Below are 18,089 nucleotides of genomic sequence, written 5' to 3' on the forward strand. Positions count from 1 at the left end.
CGGCCCGGGCGATCCACTGGTGACAAGGCTTCTCTGGACGGCTATCGGGCCGTTACCGCGCCGTGCCGAAGTCGTGCACCACCACGGCCACCGCGCCGACGCTCGGGTGCCGCTGGAGCACCGCCTCGATCTCGCCCAGCTCCATCCGGACCCCGGCGATCTTCACCTGGCGGTCGACCCGGCCCAGGTACTGCAGCGCCCCCTGCGGCAGGACCTTCACCGCGTCGCCCGTCCGGTAGAGACGGCTGGTCAGAGACGTGCCGAAAGGAGATCGAAAGAAAGCGTCACACGTGCGCTCGCGGTCGCCGAGGTACCCACGGCCGACCCCGTGGCCACCGACGAACAGCTCGCCCGTCTCCCCTGGCTCGCACGCGTACCAGCCGTCGTCCTCCGCGCGCAGGACGTACAGGTCGGTGTTCACCACGGGGGTGCCGATCGGCAGCCGCAGCAGCTCAAGATCACTCAGTGTGACGATGTGGTGGGTGACGTCGTCGGAGCACTCGGTCGGACCGTAGGCGTTGACCAGGCCCGCCTGCGGCATCTCCAGCAGCCAGCGGCGGGCCACCTCGGTCGGCAGCTCCTCGCCGGTCGCCAGCATCCAGCGCAGGCCCGCGAGGCCCCCCTCGGCGTCGGCCGCCGCCAGGTCGTCCAGCAGCAGCCTGACCATGGTCGGGACCAGTTCGACGATGGTGATGCCCTGGCCGTCGACCGCGGCGGCGAAGGCCACCGAGTCATAGGACACCTCGTCGCTGATGACGTGCACCTGGCCGCCGTTGACCAGCGGGCAGAGCATCTGCCAGATCGAGATGTCGAAGCCGAGCGGGGCGGTCTGGGCGACCACGTCCCGGTCGGTCATGTCAAGGTCGACGATCTTGGCCCACAGGTGGTTCACCATGCCCTGATGCTCGACCACGGCGCCCTTCGGCTTGCCCGTCGAGCCCGAGGTGAACAGTACGTACCTGGGCTGGGCCAGGCCGTCGAGGCGGGCCTCGCCCTCCCACGGCGCGACGCCCGCGGCCTCGTGCGCGCGCACCACGCGGACCCCGGCCGCGGCGGCGCCTTCGGCGAGCACGGGCGTGACCTCGCCCCGGTCGGTGTTGAACAGCAGCGCCGCGCCGGCCTGCGCCAGCACGTCGGCGACGCGCTTGGCGGGCCAGGTCGTGTCGGCCGGGACGTACTGGGCGCCGAGCAGTTCGAGGGCGAGGAAGGCGGCGATGACGGTCACGCTGCGTACACCGCCGACGGCGACGACCTGGTTCGGGCCGACCCCCTCGCGGGCCAGCAGCGCGGCGATCCGCCGGGCCTCCACGGCGAGTTCGGCGTAGCTGAGCGCACGGACCTCGTCGCGGACCGCGGGACGGTCACCGCCTGCGGCGATGCGCTCCACCCGGGTGATCACGGCGTCGGCCAGGTCGACCTCGTGCGCACGGCTCAGCGCGAGCTTGCGCGCCCGGTCGATCTCGGCCGAGGAGATCTTCAGCTCCGGCAGTGCTTCGAGTTCGAGCAGACCATCCAAGATCGTCACGAATCCGCTCCTACATCCCGTGCGTCATTAGCCGATTTTGAGTACTTTAGTGGACAGTCTGGGCTTGCCTGCCAACTTGCCCTACTGTACGGTAATCACGGCCATGGTGATGGGAGTCACCGAAAGATTCTAAGGAGCCCGGATTCTCCGAATGCCGCACAGACCAAGGGCAGGTCTGAGCTAATTCAGCCACGGGGATGAATGGCCAGAGAATTTCGGCTGAAGGCGCGCGGCCCGGATTCGAGCAAGGCCCGTCACCCCGGGGACGGCAGTCACTGTCCACCAACGTTCGGTTAGTTGTCATACAGAGGGTGTCGGCAACGTGCCTATTATCAGCTCCCCGCAGGAGTTCAACGTCGAGGACCTGTACGTCGATCTACGATCCGTGCTGGGTGCCCCGCTGTTCCTGAAGTGCGAGGGGTTCAACTTCGCCGGCTCGGTGAAGCTCAAGGCCGCGGCGGAGATGATCTCCGCCGCGGAGCGCGGCGGACTGATCGGGCCGGACTCGGTGCTGGTGGAGTCGTCGTCGGGCAACCTGGGCATCGCGCTCGCCATGATCGCCTCGGCCAAGGGCTACCGCTTCCTGTGCGTCACCGATCCGCGCTGCAACACCACGTCCCAGCAGGTGATGCGCGCGCTCGGCGCGGAGGTCCGCGTCATCGACGAGAAGGACGCCAACGGCGGCTACCTGGAGAGCCGGATCCGCTACGTGCGCGGTCTCGTCGAGTCCGGCGGCCGCTACGTCTGGCTCAACCAGTACGCCAACCCCAACAACTGGCGCGCCCACTACCGGCACACCGCCCCGGCGATCGCGCGCGCCTTCCCCGACCTCGACGTGCTCTTCGTCGGCGCGGGCACCACCGGCACCCTTATGGGCTGCGCCCGCTACTTCAAGGAGCACAACCGGCCCGTCACCATCGTGGCGATCGACGCGGTCGGGTCGGTCACCTTCGGCGGCATCCCGGAACGGCGCATGGTGCCCGGCCTCGGCACGAGCACCCGTCCGGCGCTCGTCGACGAGTCCTACATCGACGACGTCGTGCACGTCGCCGAGCCCGACACCATCCGCACCTGCCACCGGCTCGCCGGGTCCGGCTTCCTGTTCGGCGGCTCCACCGGCACCGTCGTCAGCGGGGCCATGCACTGGCTGAACGAGAAGTACCCCGGTGAGGAGCCCATCGCGGTCGCCGTCTCGCCCGATCTCGGCGAGCGCTACCTGGACTCCATCTACGAGGAGGGCTGGCTCAAGGAGTACTTCGGTACCCTCGACCTTCCCTGAACCTCCTCCCCCAGACCGGCGGGTTCCCCTCCCCCCAGGGAACCCGCCTTCTCCTTTCCCCCGGTACCGCCTCCCCGGCGCCGTCCCCTTCGATCTCCTAGGAGCCCTCCGCATGAGCCAGACCCCCCAGTTCTCCGTCATCTCCGGGGAGCAGGTACACAACGCCCTCCACGGACGGGAGCGCCAGGTGACTGCCATGATCGAGGCCGCCTACCGGCTGCACGGCGAGGGCCAGACCGTCAACCCGGACAGCTACTTCCTGCGCTTCCCCGACCGGCCCAACAGCCGGATCATCGCGCTGCCCGCCAGCGTCAAGGGCGAGGTGAACGCGCACGGCATGAAGTGGATCTCCAGCTTCCCCGACAACGTCGCCGACGGCATCCCGCGCGCGAGCGCCGTGCTCATCCTCAACGACACGCGGACCGGCTACCCGTTCGCCTGCCTGGAGAGCAGCATCATCAGCGCGGCGCGGACCGCCGCCAGCGCCGCCCTCGCCGCCGTCACCCTCGCCGAGAAGCGCGGCGTGACCCCGCGCAAGGTCGGCTTCGTCGGCGTCGGCCTCATCGCCCGCTACCTGCACACCTACCTCGTGGGCAACGGCCTCGAGTTCGACGAGCTGGGCGTCTTCGACCTGTCGGCCGAGCACGCCGAGGGGTTCAAGGGCTACCTGGAGCGCACCGAGAAGGGCCAGGTGACGATCCACGACACCGTCGAGTCCCTGCTGACCTCCAGCGACCTCATCGTGCTGGCGACCGTCGCGGGCGAGCCGCACATCCTCGACCCCGCGCTGCTCGCGCACAACCCGCTGGTCCTGCACGTCTCCCTGCGCGACTTCTCGCCGGAGATCATCCTGTCGGCCTACAACATCGTCGACGACGTCGACCACTGCCTCAAGGCCAACACCTCCCCGCACCTGGCCGAGCAGCGGACCGGTAACCGCGACTTCGTCGACGGCACCCTCTACGACGTCCTCACCGGCGAGACCACGCCCCCGGCCGACCGCCCCGTGATCTTCTCGCCCTTCGGCCTCGGCGTCCTCGACCTCGCGGTGGCCCGCTACGTGCACACCCAGGTCACCGCCTCCGGCGACCTCACCACCATCCCGAACTTCTTCCACGAGATGAAGCGCTACGGCTGACCCCTCTGTCCCGCGGCCCCGCCTCGACGCGGGGCCGCCGGCGGACCGATCGGTGCGGAAGCCGGCCGCATGGTTGAAATGCGCGGAACGTAATGGTTCGCTGTGGCTCGTGCGCTCCCTTCGGAAGACCGCCCTCGTCCTGTCCGTGGCCCTGGTCGTCGCCGGATGCAGTGACGGAGGGGAGCCCGAGGGGGCGCGGACGTCCGAGGCGGCGCCGGGGGCCTCCGCCTCCCCCGCGCCGGTCGTCTACGCCAAGGAGGGGTGGACGGGGCCGGTGGACCCCGTCCGGATCCGGCTGGAGGTCGGGGCGGTCGAGCGCTACGCCGACCGGTCCTTGCTGCGCTTCTACGTCACCAACCTGACGGAGCGGCCCGCGTTCCCGGACCTCGCCGCGGCCATCGCGAACCGGGCCCACATGTCGCTGACGCTGCTGGACCCCGTGGGCGGGCAGGCCTACCTTCCGCTGCGCGACGCGCGCGGCCTCCAGCTCGGCTCGGACCCGCGGCAGACCCTCTACCGGCCGGGCGTCCGCTACGAGCACGTACTCGCCTTCCCCGCGCTGCCCGCGGACCTGGACGCGCTGACGGTCCTCACGAACACCACGGCCGGGGAGTTCACCGGCATCCCCGTCGCGGACGGCGCCGGGACGCCCGGACCGAGTGCCCCGCCCGCCCCTGCCCTGCCCACCGACCAGGTCGGCGGGCAGACGTACGCGTTCCCGCTGCGCGAGGGCACCGGGGAGCCGGAGAACGCCGAGCCCCGCGCGCTGGTCGGGCTGACCGAGACCGACGTCAAGTCCACCAGGAAGGGCCCGGACGGCGAGGAGGTGGGCCTGCGCACCGACGTCCTGTTCACCATCGACTCCGCGAAGCTGTCACCGCGCGCCCGCGACATCCTCGACGACGTCGCCGCCGAGATCGAGGCGCGCGCCGACGTCCAGCTCTCGATCACCGGCCACACCGACGACACGGGCGCCCCCGCGCACAACCTCGACCTGTCGCGGCGCCGCGCCGACGCCGTGCTCAAGGAGCTGAAGAACCGGCTCGGCGACGGCTGGAAGTACCTGGCCAAGGGCGTGGGAGAGACCGACCCCGCGGTGCGGCCGAGCGGGGCGGCCGCCGCCGAGGCGCGGGCCCGCAACCGCCGCGTCGAGGTCTCCTACGACCTGCGCCCGCAGGAGCCGCCCCCCGCGGTCAACGCGCCCTTCCACGCTGTGGACGGCCCGGTCGTCGCGTCCAGGGAGGCCGACGTCGACGTGCTCGGCTTCAAGACGCGGCGCAGGATCGACGTCAAGCCGTTCTACCGGGACGGCGCCTACCTGGTGGCGGTCTTCGACATCACCAACCTCGGCCCGGACCCCCTCACGGAGACGCTGAACAGCTACTGGGGCGTCAACGGCGGCGAGTTCGGCGGGTTCACCGTCCTCGACCCGTCCACCGGCGTGCGGTACGGCAGCGTCCGCCTCGGCCCGGAGAGCCCGGTGCGGACGCTCTTCGCCGACCCCGGGGAGACCGCCTTCCTCGTCGCCCCCGACACCGCCAACCGGGGGTTCTTCTACGTTCCGACGCCTCCGGCGGCCACCACGTCCGTCACCTTCGACGCCGGGCCTTTCGGGACGTTCAAGGACGTCCCCATCGACTGACCGTCCTAGACTCCGCGCCCATGACCACCGTGCGCTCGATCGTCCTGTTCCTGCTCGCCGCCGTCGCGGAGATCGGCGGGGCGTGGCTCGTCTGGCAGGGCGTGCGGGAGAACCGCGGGCCGCTGTGGACGGGCGCGGGGATCCTCGCGCTCGGCCTGTACGGCTTCGCCGCCACCTTCCAGCCCGACCAGAACTTCGGCCGCGTCCTCGCCGCCTACGGCGGTGTCTTCATCGCCGGCTCCCTCGCCTGGGCCATGGCCTTCGACGGCTTCCGCCCCGACCGCTACGACCTGGCCGGCGCCCTCGTCTGCCTCGCCGGCGTCACCCTCATCATGTACGCGCCCCGGCCCTAGAGCGCCAGGTGCTCGGCCAGTCGCGCGCGGTGTGCGGTGGGGGTGGCGAAGAGGAGCTGGGTGGACTTGGCGCGTTTGAAGTGCAGGTGGGCGTCGTGCTCCCAGGTGAAGCCGAGGCCGCCGTGGATCTGGATCATCTCGGAGGCGGCGGTGAAGTAGGCGTCGGCGGTGTGCGCCTTGGTGAGGGAGGCGGTGACGGCGAGGTCGGCGGGCGGGGCGGCGTCCGCGGTGCCCGCGGCGTAGGCGACGGCCGAGCGGGCCGACTCGATGATCATGAGCAGGTCGGCGCACTTGTGCTTGATCGCCTGGAAGGATCCGATCGGCTTGCCGAACTGGTGGCGGACCTTGGCGTAGGCGACCGAGGAGTCCAGGCAGTGCTGGGCGCCGCCGAGCGCCTCGGCGGACAGCGCTATCTCGGCGAGGTCGCGGACGCGGGCGAGCACCCGGTCGGCCTCCCCCTCCGCGCCGACCAGCGCGGCCTCCGCGCGGTCGAGGCCGACGCGCGCGAGCCTGCGGGTCTGGTCGAGGGTGGGCAGCGGCGTGACCGTGACGCCCGGGGCACCGGTGCGGACCGCGCACAGGGACGGCCCGGACGGCGTCCGCGCGGCCACCAGGACGAGATCGGCGACCTGGGCCTCCAGGACGAGGTCCGCGGTCCCGGTGAGCAGGAACGCTCCCCCGTCGGCGGCCTCCGCCTCGATCCCGGCGCCCGTCCCGTCGCCCATCGGCAGCGCGACCGTGGCGATGAGGCTCCCGTCGGCGATGCCCGGCAGGTACGCGGCGCCCGCTTCGGCGTCGTCGGCGGCCAGCAGCGCCTGCACGGCGAGGACCGCCGACGGCAGGAACGGCGACGGCAGCAGGGTGCGCCCGAGTTCTTCCAGGACGACGGCGAGTTCGGCGAAACCGCATCCGGCACCGCCGTGCTCCTCCGGGACGGCGAGGCCCTGGAGCCCGAGATCGGCCAGCCGCGCCCACAGGGCGGGGGCGTGCCCGGTCGGGCCTTCCATGAGCCCGCGCACGACCGCGTCGGGGGCGTGGTCGGCGAGCAGCCGCCGCACGACCGCGGCGAGCTCCCGCCGCTCCTCGGTGACCGCCCAGTCCATCGGTGACCTCCATCGGCGATTCCACTGACCTAGCAAGCGCTTGGCCGACAGCTTAACAGCCACCGCCCATGTCTCCCATTGGTCACGTAACCGCGAATTCACCGCAGAGAAACGGAAACGATCACCCCGAGCCCGTAGGTTCTCGGGTATACGGCCATCCGGCGCCGCGGCGCGGTGGCGCCGGAGGCCGTAAATCCCCGCTTCACGGACACCCGCACTACCCGAACCACAGCACTACCCGAATCGCATTCGGTCAGGGCATGATGGCCCGGGTGGAACCGTTCTTCAGCACCGCAGGCGACGATCTGCTGCCCCTGCCCCCCGCCCGCAGCCCCTGGTCGGCCGACATGCTGCACGGCCGCGTCCTCGGCGGCCTCGCCGCCCGGGCGATCGAGCGCGCCGGCTTCGGCGAAGGCCTCCGGCCCGCCCGCGTCACCGTGGACCTCTTCAAGAACACCGGCTTCGTCCCGCTGCGCGTGACCGCCACCCCCGTCCGGGAGGGCCGCCGCATCCGGGTCGTCGACGCCGTCGTCAGCGGCCCCGCCGGACCCGTCGCCCGGGCGAGCTGCGTGCTGCTGCGCGCGGGCGCCCAGCCCGCGGCGGGCGGCGGCTGGGAGCGCCCCGCCTGGGACGTGCCGCCGCCCGGTGAAGGCCCGTCGCTCGACGGGACGCCCATGCCGATGCAGATGTGGCCCGCCGACGAGGGCTCCTGGCAGTCCTCCGGCGCCGCGCCGCGCCGGGCCTGGGTCCGCGACATCCGCGCCCTGGTCGACGCGGAGCCGCTCAGCCCGTTCGTCCGGGCCGTCCTCGCCGCGGACCTCGCCAGCCCCCTCACCCACTGGGGGGCGGGCGACCTCGCCTTCATCAACGCCGACTACACGCTGCACCTCGCGCGGCTGCCCGAGGGCGACGTCATCGGCCTGGAGGCGGGCGGCCACCTTTCGGCCGACGGCATCGCCGCGGGGCACTGCGTGGTCTACGACGCGAAGGGCCCGATCGGGCACAGCAACACGACCGCGATCGGCAACGCGCCGATGCGGTCCTGACCCGGGCGCTCCCGCCGGGCCGCTCAGCCCAGCAGCGAGAGCCGGTCGCCGAGCACGGCCTGGGCCGCGTGCACGAGCTGTTCCAGCCGGTACATCTCCGACGTGTGGAACTCCGGCGCGTTGGACCGCGCCACCAGCACCGCCATGTCGATCGCGGGCAGCGGCACGAACCCGAACTGGGTGCCGTCGGCGGCCTGGAAGGCGCGCAGGCGCAGCGGCTCAAGGTCGGCCGGAGCCTCGGCGGTCTCGCCGCCGGGGCTGGCGTGCACGAGCTTGCCCGACGGAACGTGCACGACGCCCGCCCAGTCGGCCGACAGGATCCCGGGCAGCGCGTCGGCGAGGATCATCAGGCCGTCGGCGTGGGTGACCGCGAGCTGCCCGATGAGCGCCACGTCGGGGTGCAGGCCCTGCGGCTCGAGCGTCGGCCACAGGCCCTCGACCTGGACGCCGGGAACCGCGTCGAGCCCCGCGATGAGCCGGTCGGCCGAAAGGCCGGTCGGCCAGGACACCGTGAAGTCGTCGAGCGCCCTTCCGCCGTCCTGCTCCAGCACGGACAGCTGCACGACGTCGGCGCCCGCCGCGCCGAGGGTGCGCGCGACCTTGCCCAGCGATCCCGGCCGATCCGGGAGCCGCACGCGAATGCGCAGCAGCATGGCCACCTCCAGTAAGCGTTCCGTCCCTTATTGTTGCACTATGAGCGTTTCGGTGCTGTTACCCGAACGTGTCACTTCTTCAAGAAGCCCTATCGTGGCGGGTAACCGACCGTTAAGGTTTTCCAACGTGTCCAGTACACCCGGTGCCCCCCGCGAGAGGCCGCCAGACAGCGAGTCCGAGGGCCAGCCCGAGGCCACCCTGGCCGACCTCCGCGCGGCCCTTTCCGGGCTGTCCGCGAACATCGGGCGCGAGCACGAGCGGGCGCGGCACCGCGAAGAGATCATCGACCGGCTGCACCGGGACAACGAGCGCCTGCGGCGCGGCGAGCTCGACCAGCTCCACGACCCCGTCAGAGCCGCTCTCTATCGACTGTACGACCTCGTGCGGCGAGCCGAGCTGGAGCCTCCCGAAGGCCCCCACGTCGCCCCCCTCCTCGGCATGATCGGCGACGAGCTCGCCGAGGCACTCGGCCGCACCGGCGTCGAGATCTTCGAGGTCGAGTTCGGCGAACCCTATGACTCCGCACGCCACCGCCCGCTCGGCGTGGAACCCGTCACCGACAGAGGACTCGACGGCCGGGTCGTCGAGGTCTGCCGGGACGGCTTCGCCCGCGGGGAGGTGGTCGTGCGCAGAGCGCAAGTCCGCGTCGGCAAGTACAGGGAAGACTGACGGCCTGTGTACCAACTGATCGTTTGCGCGCGGCCCCCTTCTCGGGGGTCCTCCACTCGCCGTCCGGTTCAGACGGCGGCGGGGGTTCGCGCCGTTGACGATCCCCGGACAGCGCCCGCGCCCTTTGAGGAGGGACGGTCGTTCGGGGGCCCGGGTCGCGCGTTGATGACCCGGCCCGCTGCCGGCAGGTCCGGGGCCCTGTTCAGGGCCTTGAAGGGTCGTGGAGGTGGGGTCCTTGCCTGGCGAGGTTGATCGCGGCGTTGTTGCGGATCCGGAAGCCGTCGGGGGTGCGGTTCTTCTTCTCGAACACCGGGAACCGCACCCGCGGCCCCGTCCTGCCGCCCGACCGGGACGCCGAGAACGCCACCGGACCGGCGGCCGGGTCCGTGACGGCCTCCTCGAACAGCATCGCGGGCACATCCCGATGCCAGGTACGGCCCTCGGCGCCCAGGACCTCCCGCTTCCACGCGTTCACCGCGTCGATCAGATCGAACCGCGACCACGGCGCCACCACGGCGGGATCATCCCCGCGGGCGGCGAGCCGGTCCTTCACCAGCGCGAAGACCCTGTTGCAGGCGGCACGGGCGGCCCCCCCGGCGGTCCACAACAGGCTCTCCTGAGCGGCCGTGGGGGTGAGCGTGAACGAGAACGCCACCATCCGCGACATGACCGTCACGCTACACACCGCAACTCGAACATGTCATCGAAACGCTGGAACCCGGACCGCGCATCTCAACCCATCAACTGATCGACAGGCTCGGAGGACACTTAAGGACATGGCTGTATACGGGATCGACCTGGGCACGACGTACTCCTGCATCGCGAGCATCGACGACGTGGGCCGGCCGACCGTGCTGCGCAACCTCGAGGGCACCGACACCACGCCGTCGGTCGTGTACTTCGAGTCCGGCAGCAACGTGGCGGTGGGCGCGACGGCCAAGGACACCGCGGTGATCGACCCCGACAACGTGGTCAGCCTGATCAAACGCGACATGGGCCGCGACGTGCCGCGCGAGATCCACGGGTTCAGCTACAACCCCGAGGAGCTGTCGGCGTTCGTCCTGGTGAAGCTCGCCAACGACGCCCAGACGGTGACGGGCGAGGTGGCCCGCGACGTCGTCATCACCGTGCCCGCGTACTTCGGCGCGGCCGAGCGCGACGCCACCCGCAAGGCGGGCAGGCTCGCGGGCCTCAACGTCATCGACATCATCTCCGAGCCGATCGCCGCGGCCGTCACCTACGGGGTGCTCAACCCCGACCGGGACCGCACGATCCTCGTCTACGACCTCGGCGGCGGCACCTTCGACACCACGGTCATCGCGCTGCGCGGCGGCCACATCGAGGTCATCTGCACCGACGGCGACCACGAGCTGGGCGGCGCAGACTGGGACTCCCGCCTGGTCGAGTACCTGGCCGAGCGCTTCACCGCCGAGCACCCCGACGCGGGCGACCCGCTCGACGACAAGATCACCGAGCAGCAGCTGCGGCGCGACGCCGAGGAGACCAAGAAGGCGCTGACCGCGCGCACCCAGCACACCGTCCGGGTGATGCACGGCGGCCGGGTCGCCACCCTGGAGATCACCCGCGAGGTCTTCGAGGAGATCACCAAGGACCTGCTCGACCGGACGATCGAGATCACCGGCCGGACCCTCGAGGTCGCCCGCAACAAGGGCGTCACCGACTACGACGACCTGGTGCTCGTCGGCGGCTCGACCAAGATGCCCGCGGTCTCCGCGCGGCTGTCGGCCGAACTCGACCTCGAACCCAAGCTCCAGGACCCCGACCTCGCCGTCGCCAAGGGCGCCGCGCTGTACGCCTTCGAGGAGACCTTCCGGAGGCTGCTCCAGGAGGGCGCCCGCGAGGAGGCCGAGGAGATGGCGAACCGCGCGGGCCTGTCGGCCGAGCAGCAGCGCCAGATAGCCGCCCGCAAGATCAAGACCGTCGCCTCGCGCGGCTTCGGGATCGTGGTGCTCAACCGCGACACCCAGGCCGAGGAGGTCATCCACCTCGTGCACGCCAACGACGAGCTGCCCGCGGGCCGCACCTCGGACTTCTTCACGGTGCACGACGAGCAGACCACCGCCGACGTCCGGGTGATGGAGCAGGCGGGCGCGGTCGAGTCGCCCGAGCCGTCGGACAACACCGAGATCGCGACGGGCTCGGTGCGCGTCCCGTCGGGCAAGCAGGCGGGCTGGCCCATCTCCGTCACCTTCACCCTCGACTCCTCCGGCCTCCTGCACGTGACGGCCGAGGAGAAGGAGACGGGCGAGCGCCTCGACCTCCAGGTGGAGGTCGGCAGGATGACCGAGGACGACGTCGAGGCCTCCCGCGCGGCGCTGTCCCGCGTCCAGGTGAGCTGACCGGGCGCGCGGGCGGTGTCGTTCGACGACGACTACAAGAAGCGGGTGCTGGACCCCGCCCGCGCGGCGGGGGACCAGCCTCCGGAGGATCTGCGGGCCAGGTACGCGCTCGCCGAGCCGCTGACCCCCGAGGCGGTCACCGCCCGGGTCAAGGAGGTGCGGCAGTGCTGGCGGCGCTCGCGCGGCCAGCTCAAGTACCGCCGCCTCATCGACCGGCTGGAGGCCGAGCACCGGCAGCTCGCCGGGGTGTTCACCGCGGCCGAGCAGGGCGACCTCGGGCCGCTGCGGCAGCGGCTGCGCGGCGGCGACGAGCGCAACGCGCAGCGCCGCGCCGAGGTGCGCACCCGCCTGCTGGACGCCGCCGGGACGCTGAAGCTGCTGTCGCCCGCCGAGTGCGAGGCGATCGGCAAGGCGGGCGGGATCTCGGCCGCCGAGTTGAACCAGCTCCTGCGCATCGACGGCGTCGAGGTGCACGAGCCCGACCCGCTGCCCGCCGCCGCGCCCTACCCGGGCTACGCCAAGGCCCGGGAGTCCCTGCACGTCCTGGGCAGCCGCCATCTGCTGGCGTTCCTGCTCGGCAGCGACCGGATCGGCGGCGTCCGGCTCTTCGGCGGGGTGTCGGCGGGCGGCGTCCCGATCGACCCCGCGGGCGCGGGCCGCGCGCTGGAGCGGGTCGCCGGGGAGTGGGCGCGAAGACCGCGCGACACCAGCGCGACCCATGCCGAGACCGTCCTCATCGCGCTGCGCGCCGCCCTGCGCGAAGGGTTCCTGCACGACCTCCTCGCCTACGACTTCGTCGCGCGGCTGCGCGAGCGCCGCGCCCAGCGCGCCTCCGACGCGGCGCTCATGGACGCCGCGGTGCGCGGCCTCGGCCTCGAGACGGGCGAAGCGCGGCGGCTGGTGTTCGCGATCGGCCGCGAGGGGGGCGCGCCCGTCGGCCCCGGCGGGCGGCTGCGCGAGCTGCTGGACGCCGGGGAGGCGCACGCCGCGGCCCTGCTCGCCGAGAGCATGCCGGACGGCGACACGCTGCCCGAGACCGCCGAGGCGCAGGGCCGGGTGGCCTCGGCCGCCCGGCTGCTGGCCGAGGCAGGCGACCTGGCCGACCGGGGCGACGCCGACGCCGCCTGGCGGAAGCTGGAGGACGCCGCGGCGCTCGCCGCCGACCTGCCCGGCCTGCGCGAGCGGCGCCGGGCGCTGCCGCCGCTGCCGCCGACCGGGGTCCGGGCCGCCGCCGACGGGGAGCGGGTCCGCGTCACCTGGACGCCCTCGGCCTCCCGCGCCGGGGACATCGCGCACCAGGTGGTCCGGCGCGCCGGCCGCCCGCCCGCCGACCCCGCCGACGGCGACCCCGTGCCCGCGGCGGATCCGGCCCCGCCCGTCAACGTGCCGCTGTACTACGCGGTGTTCGCCAAGCGCGGCGAAGCGGTGTCCACGGGCGCGGCGGCGGCGCCGGTGCTGCTGCGGCCCGAGCCGTCCGACGTCGAACTCGCCGCGGGCGACGGCACGGTCACCGGCCGCTGGGTGTGCCCGCCCGGCGCGTCCCGGGTCGCGGTGTTCCGCGACGGCGTACCGATCCCCGTCGGCCGCGAGGGGTTCACCGACCGGGCCGTGGTCAACGGGGCGACCCACCGGTACGAGATCCACGCCGTCTACCCCGAAGGGCAGATCGAGACGACGACCCCCGGTCTGGTGCTCACCGCGACGCCGCATCCGCTGCCCGACCCCGTCCCGGAGTTCACCGCGGAACCGCACGGGCAGGACCGGCTGCTCCTGGGCTTCGCCCTGCCCGAGCACGGGCTCGTCGAAGCGCTCCTGCTCGACGGCGACCCGCCCTGGCCGAAGGGCGCGCTCGTGCCCGTCCGGGAGCTGCGCGGGGAGCGGGTGGACTCGACCCCGCACGCGCGCGGCCTCGTCGTGCGGCCCGGCGCGAGCGGGGTGCTGCTGCTGGTGACGGTCGCCGGGGCGAGCGCGGCCATCGGGGCGCACCGCCGCCATGTGGACCTCCCGGTGCCCGAGGGGCTCACCGCGGCGCGGCGCGGCGACGAGGTGCGGATCGGGTTCGCCTGGCCGGGCGACGCCGCGGCCGTCGCCGTCACCTACGAGATCGGCGACTCCGGCGCCCAGCGTGTCGCCGTCACCCGGGCCGCCTACACCGCCGCCGGCGGGGTGCACCTCGCGGTGCCGGAGACCGCCGCGGTGCGGATCGGCGTCGCGGGCACCTCCGACCACGCCGGGGCGGTGCTCACCGGGCCCGCCGCGACCATCGCGCTCGGCGCGCGCACCGTCGTCCGGTACGACCTGGCGCCCTCCGGACCGCCGTGGAAGCGGGAACTCGTGCTCACCCTCACCCCCGACCGGCCCGTCCGGCTCGGCCGGCTCGACCTCGTCGTCCGGGACGGCAAGGTGATGCCGCACGCGCCCGGCGACGGGGAGAACCTCGTGTCGTGGCACGATCTGGATCTGCCGGGCGAGACCGTGCTGCGCGTCCCGCTGCCCAGGCGGCGCGGCCCGCACTGGCTGCGCTGCTTCACCGGCGACGCCGTCGACCTGGCCGACCCGCCCGTCCGCCGCCTCCAGCAGGGAGCCTGAACATGCGAACCGAAGGCGTGCGCGGCGCGCACCGCAGGCCCGCCAAGGGCCGTCCGCCGCGCGCCAAGGACGCCGTGACCTGCCCGTACTGCTTCGCGCTCTTCGGCAGGGACCGGATCGCCTACCGCTGCCTCGGCCGGGCCGGGCGCGGCGTCGGCTGCGACCCGGTGCTCGACATGGAGCTCGCCGCCTACCAGGGCGGCCAGGCGGGCGCGATGCTGCCGCCGGTCTTCACCGGGCGCGGCGCGCGGGCGTCCTGCCCGGACTGCGGCCGGGAGAGCGGACGCCGGGTATGCCCCGAATGCCATCACGAGCTGGCCCCCGCCTACTGCGACACGCCCGGCCGGATCGTCGCACTCGTCGGCGCGAAGAACGCGGGCAAGAGCACCTATATCGCGGTGCTCCTGCACGAACTGCGCAACCGGGTCGGCACCGAACTCGGCACCTCGCTCGTGGCCTGCGACGACCGGACCATCGACCGGTACAAGCGCGACTTCGCCCGCCCGCTGTTCGACCAGCAGCGGCTGCTGCCGACCACGCCGAGCGCGGTCACCGCGCCGCGCGAACCCCTGGTCTACCTGCTGACGCGGCGGGTGAAGGGCAGGTTCGGCAGCCGCACCGAGGCGCTCACCCTCGTGCTGTTCGACACCGCGGGCGAGGACCTGCGCAGCCGCGACGTGCGCGACCTGCACCTGCGCTACCTGGAGGCGGCCGACGCGATCGTGTTCCTCGCCGATCCGCTCGAACTCGTCGCGGGCGGCGCGGAGAGCGAGCCGCTGGACGTGCTGGCCCGGGTCACCGAACCCCTGCGCCAGCGGCACGGCCTCGACGTCAAGGACAGGCTGCGCACGCCCATCGCGGTCGCGCTCACCAAGATCGACGAGCTGGAGCTGCCCGCCTCCTCGGCGCTCCAGCGGTCCCGGGTCCGCTCGGGCTCGCTGGACGCCGACGACCGGGAGGCCGTCGACGCCCATGTGCGGGCGCTGCTGGACACCTGGGGCGCGGGCGACCTCGACAGGTACCTGGAGCAGCACTACGCCGAGTACGGGCTGTTCGGGGTGTCCGCGCTCGGCGGCGCGCCGCGCGGCGACGAGGTCGCGCCCGGCGGGGTCCGCCCGTACCGGGTCGAGGACCCGCTGCTGTGGCTGCTGCACCGGTTCGGAATGCTGGACGGCTGATGGCCTGGCAGCTCCACTACACCTCGGCCCGCTCGGCGGCCCGCTCCGGCTTCCAGTTCACCGCGTCCTCCCCGGGGCTGCCTCCGGGCGCGGAAGCGGCCGTCTCGCCTTACCTCGGCTACCGTCCGCCGCCCGACGCGCCGCCCGCCCCGGACGCGGCCGAGATCGCCGGCTTCCCCGAGGCGCTGAGCTACGACGTCATCGGCGGAAGGCGGCTGCTCGTCCTGTCGCGCTACCTCGGCCGCGACTACTCGGGCCGCTTCGGGAACTTCCTCGCGCACGCCGTCCTCGCCGACGCCGACGAACTCGAAGGGCTACGGCCGATCGAGTTCTGGCGGGCGCCGTTCTGGGCCGCCGCCCCTGCGGGCGCCCTGCCCGTCCTGGACGACCCGCCCCCCGGCGACACCCTGGACCCCGAGTCACTGTGCCACTGGCTCGCCGCCCTCGACCACGACCCTTACGCCCGGCTCGCCTGGCTGCTCGACACCTCCGCCGACCGGATCATCCTGGTCTGCCCGGACGTCGAGGAGATCGTCCGCTGGTTCGCGGTCCTCGCCTACTCCCTCCCCGTCGAGACCGCCGCCGCCCTCTCGTTCACCACCTACACCGCCGACCCCGTCACCTCCCCCCACCGCCTCGTCGGCACCACCCCCGACGTCTGGGCCTCCCAGCGCACCGACCACCCCGCCCATCCCCTCGACCGCCCCGCCCCGCCCCACACCCCCACCCCCTACGCCACCGCCGTCACCGCCCTCTGGCGCGCCCACGACCTCGACGGCCTGGACGCCCTCTCCGAACTCGCCCGCCTCACCCCCGCCACCCCCGACGCCGCCGCCATCCTCACCTCCCTCTGCACCCCCCCGACCCCGGAACCCGCCGAACCCCGCGACACCCCCGACCCGACCGCCCCGGAACCCGCCGGACCCCATCCCCCCACCGCCCCCTCACCAGGCTCGGACCACCCCACGGAATGGACCGCCTGGACCCCCGAAACCACCACCCGCCCCACCCCCGCCCCCCACAGGGCCCAGCCCACCTGGCCCACCGTCACCACCGCACCCGCCCCCCACGAACGACCCACCCCCTGGACCCCCGGCACGACCGAACCCGAGACACGTGAAGGACCGTCCGCATGGCCCCCCGGCGCGACCGGGCCGACCGGGCCGGAGAAGCGCGAAGAACCCGCCTGGGCGCCCGGCACGGCTCACCCCACCGGACCGGAACACCCCGAAGGACGCTCCACCCGGACCCCTGGCGCGAGCGAACCCGAGACGCGTGAAGGACCGTCCGCATGGGCCCCCGGCGCGACCGGACCGGAGCACCACGAAGGACGAGTCGGCTGGACCTCCGGCGAGGACGGAACGACCGGGCCGGAGCATGATGGAGGGCGGTCCGCTCGGGACGACGCCGCGGGTGGTGCGGGGAGGCTCGGAGGGCGGGTCACCGATGTGGGGGAAGAGGGCGCGGGTGCGGGGGTGGGCTCGGGCGGGGTCGACGAGGCGGCGCAGCTGCTGGTGCTGCCGCTGCTGAGCCGTCCGGACCTGCCTTCGTGGGTGTGGGAGCGGCTGCGGACCGACCTGCTCGGGTTCGATCTGGCGGCCGCGGTCAACCGGCTGGCGCCCGACCCCGGGGCGGCGCGGGCGGCGGGCGACCGCTGCGCGCACCTGGTGCTCACCTCCCCCGGGCTGCGCGACCGGCTCGGCGAGTTCACCCTTGAGGACCCGGCGGAGCTGTCGGTGCGGTTGTCGCGGGAACTCGCGGCGGCGGCCGACCTGACCGTGCTCGCCGACCTCACCGTCATCGCGGAGCGGCTGGCGATCCCCGTCGTCGGCGAGCTGACCCGGCGCGGCGCGCACAGGCTCACCCTGGAGGGCGCCGACGACCGGGCGGTCCTGAGCGCGCTGGATCGGGTCTGCGACAGCGCGCTTCCCGCGCTGCTGTCCGGCGTCGTCGAGGCGCTGGAACGGGGCGGCGCGCTGCTGCGCCGCGAGGTCCTCACCGGCCAGGTCTGCGACGCCCTCGCGGCCCGCGCCGACCGGATCCCCCTGGCCGCCGCGTCCGAGGTGTCCCTGCACCTGCTGCGCTCGCTCGCCGCCCGCCACGGCATCCACGGCGGGCCCACCCTGGCGCTCGCCGAGCGGCTGCCCGGAAGCCGCGCCGCCGATGGCGTCCTCGCCGCCCGGCACGTCGCCACCGGCCGCGACCCCCGGGCCGCCGCCCGCGCGCTGGAACGCGTCGACGGCGCGCTGGCCGGACCGACCCTCCTGGCCGTCGCCGACGCGCTCACCGAACGCTCCCCCCGCTTCCGCGCCGCGCTCCTCACCTCCCTCGGCGACCGCGTCCGCGACCTCCTCGTCCACCGTTGGATCGAGACCGCGGGCACCCGGGCGCGCCGCTTCGACCTCGTCGGGGTCGCGCTGCGCTCCCCCGGCACCCCGCTGGACGGCTGGGCACGTGAGCTGACACGCAAACGGCTCACCATGTTGCAGCTGGAGACCTATTTCCGGGACGATCAGACACTCCGAGCCGCACTGCGAGACCTGCGGGGGTAAA

The 18,089-nt window shown here is 73.3% G+C and carries 14 protein-coding genes; 10 read left to right on the forward strand and 4 right to left on the reverse strand.

Features of this window, described 5'->3' with window-relative positions; translation table 11 throughout:
• Positions 1–52 precede the first annotated feature (52 nt).
• The gene (locus EDD29_RS32370) at positions 53–1,525 is read right to left on the reverse strand and encodes an amino acid adenylation domain-containing protein (protein ID WP_123668073.1); all 1,473 of its coding nucleotides are present in this window, start codon (positions 1,523–1,525) and stop codon (positions 53–55) included.
• Between the two features lie 322 nt (positions 1,526–1,847).
• Between EDD29_RS32370 and sbnA the strand changes: the two genes are divergently transcribed.
• The 4 genes from sbnA to EDD29_RS32390 all read left to right on the forward strand — a co-directional run bounded on the left by sbnA (position 1,848) and on the right by EDD29_RS32390 (position 5,937).
• Positions 1,848–2,804 (forward strand): 2,3-diaminopropionate biosynthesis protein SbnA, encoded by a 957-nt coding sequence (sbnA, locus tag EDD29_RS32375; RefSeq protein ID WP_123668074.1) that lies wholly within the window; start codon positions 1,848–1,850, stop codon positions 2,802–2,804.
• Between the two features lie 112 nt (positions 2,805–2,916).
• Positions 2,917–3,942, forward strand: a complete 1,026-nt coding sequence (gene sbnB, locus EDD29_RS32380; RefSeq protein ID WP_123668075.1) for a 2,3-diaminopropionate biosynthesis protein SbnB — start codon at positions 2,917–2,919, stop codon at positions 3,940–3,942.
• A 109-nt stretch (positions 3,943–4,051) separates the two neighbouring features.
• Positions 4,052–5,584, forward strand: a complete 1,533-nt coding sequence (locus tag EDD29_RS32385; RefSeq protein ID WP_123668076.1) for an OmpA family protein — start codon at positions 4,052–4,054, stop codon at positions 5,582–5,584.
• A 20-nt stretch (positions 5,585–5,604) separates the two neighbouring features.
• Positions 5,605–5,937, forward strand: coding sequence for a YnfA family protein (locus tag EDD29_RS32390; RefSeq protein ID WP_123668077.1), 333 nt, complete (start codon positions 5,605–5,607; stop codon positions 5,935–5,937).
• Here the strand turns inward: EDD29_RS32390 and EDD29_RS32395 are convergent.
• A complete protein-coding gene (locus tag EDD29_RS32395; protein ID WP_123668078.1) occupies positions 5,934–7,040 on the reverse strand; it encodes an acyl-CoA dehydrogenase family protein in 1,107 nt (368 codons plus the stop codon). The two genes, EDD29_RS32390 and EDD29_RS32395, sit on opposite strands and share 4 nt — an antisense overlap.
• A 263-nt stretch (positions 7,041–7,303) precedes the next feature.
• Here EDD29_RS32395 and EDD29_RS32400 point away from each other — a divergent pair, with 263 nt between their 5' ends.
• On the forward strand, positions 7,304–8,086 hold the full coding sequence (locus tag EDD29_RS32400) for an acyl-CoA thioesterase domain-containing protein (protein WP_123670811.1): 783 nt from the start codon (positions 7,304–7,306) through the stop codon (positions 8,084–8,086).
• A 23-nt stretch (positions 8,087–8,109) separates the two neighbouring features.
• Here EDD29_RS32400 and EDD29_RS32405 read toward each other — a convergent pair whose 3' ends face one another.
• Entirely contained in the window at positions 8,110–8,739 is a 630-nt protein-coding gene (locus EDD29_RS32405; RefSeq protein WP_123668079.1) for an ACT domain-containing protein, read from the reverse strand.
• 127 nt (positions 8,740–8,866) lie between these two features.
• On the opposite strand from EDD29_RS32405, the gene grpE reads away from it, so the two are divergent.
• Positions 8,867–9,409, forward strand: a complete 543-nt coding sequence (grpE, locus tag EDD29_RS32410) for a nucleotide exchange factor GrpE (RefSeq protein ID WP_170201674.1) — start codon at positions 8,867–8,869, stop codon at positions 9,407–9,409.
• Positions 9,410–9,611: 202 nt separating this feature from the next.
• On the opposite strand, the gene EDD29_RS32415 is transcribed toward grpE, so the two are convergent.
• Complete coding sequence (locus EDD29_RS32415; protein ID WP_148086166.1) at positions 9,612–10,076, reverse strand: helix-turn-helix domain-containing protein; 465 nt, start codon at positions 10,074–10,076, stop codon at positions 9,612–9,614.
• 109 nt (positions 10,077–10,185) lie between these two features.
• Between EDD29_RS32415 and EDD29_RS32420 the strand changes: the two genes are divergently transcribed.
• The 4 genes from EDD29_RS32420 to EDD29_RS47840 are packed head-to-tail and all read left to right on the forward strand — an operon-like array spanning position 10,186 to position 18,088.
• Positions 10,186–11,769: an Hsp70 family protein gene (locus EDD29_RS32420; protein WP_123668081.1), complete on the forward strand. Its 1,584-nt coding sequence runs from the start codon at positions 10,186–10,188 to the stop codon at positions 11,767–11,769.
• Positions 11,770–11,784: 15 nt separating this feature from the next.
• Positions 11,785–14,358 (forward strand): SaeA-related protein, encoded by a 2,574-nt coding sequence (locus tag EDD29_RS32425; RefSeq protein ID WP_123668082.1) that lies wholly within the window; start codon positions 11,785–11,787, stop codon positions 14,356–14,358.
• 2 nt (positions 14,359–14,360) lie between these two features.
• Positions 14,361–15,536 carry a TRAFAC clade GTPase domain-containing protein gene (locus tag EDD29_RS32430; RefSeq protein WP_123668083.1) on the forward strand — a complete coding sequence of 392 codons (1,176 nt, stop codon included), beginning with the start codon at positions 14,361–14,363 and terminating at the stop codon, positions 15,534–15,536.
• A complete protein-coding gene (locus EDD29_RS47840; protein ID WP_123668084.1) occupies positions 15,536–18,088 on the forward strand; it encodes a GAP1-N2 domain-containing protein in 2,553 nt (850 codons plus the stop codon). The genes EDD29_RS32430 and EDD29_RS47840 overlap by 1 nt, the downstream gene beginning before the upstream one ends.
• Position 18,089: the final 1 nt, after the last annotated feature.

This window comes from Actinocorallia herbida (assembly GCF_003751225.1).
Taxonomy (GTDB): Bacteria; Actinomycetota; Actinomycetes; order Streptosporangiales; family Streptosporangiaceae; genus Actinocorallia; species Actinocorallia herbida.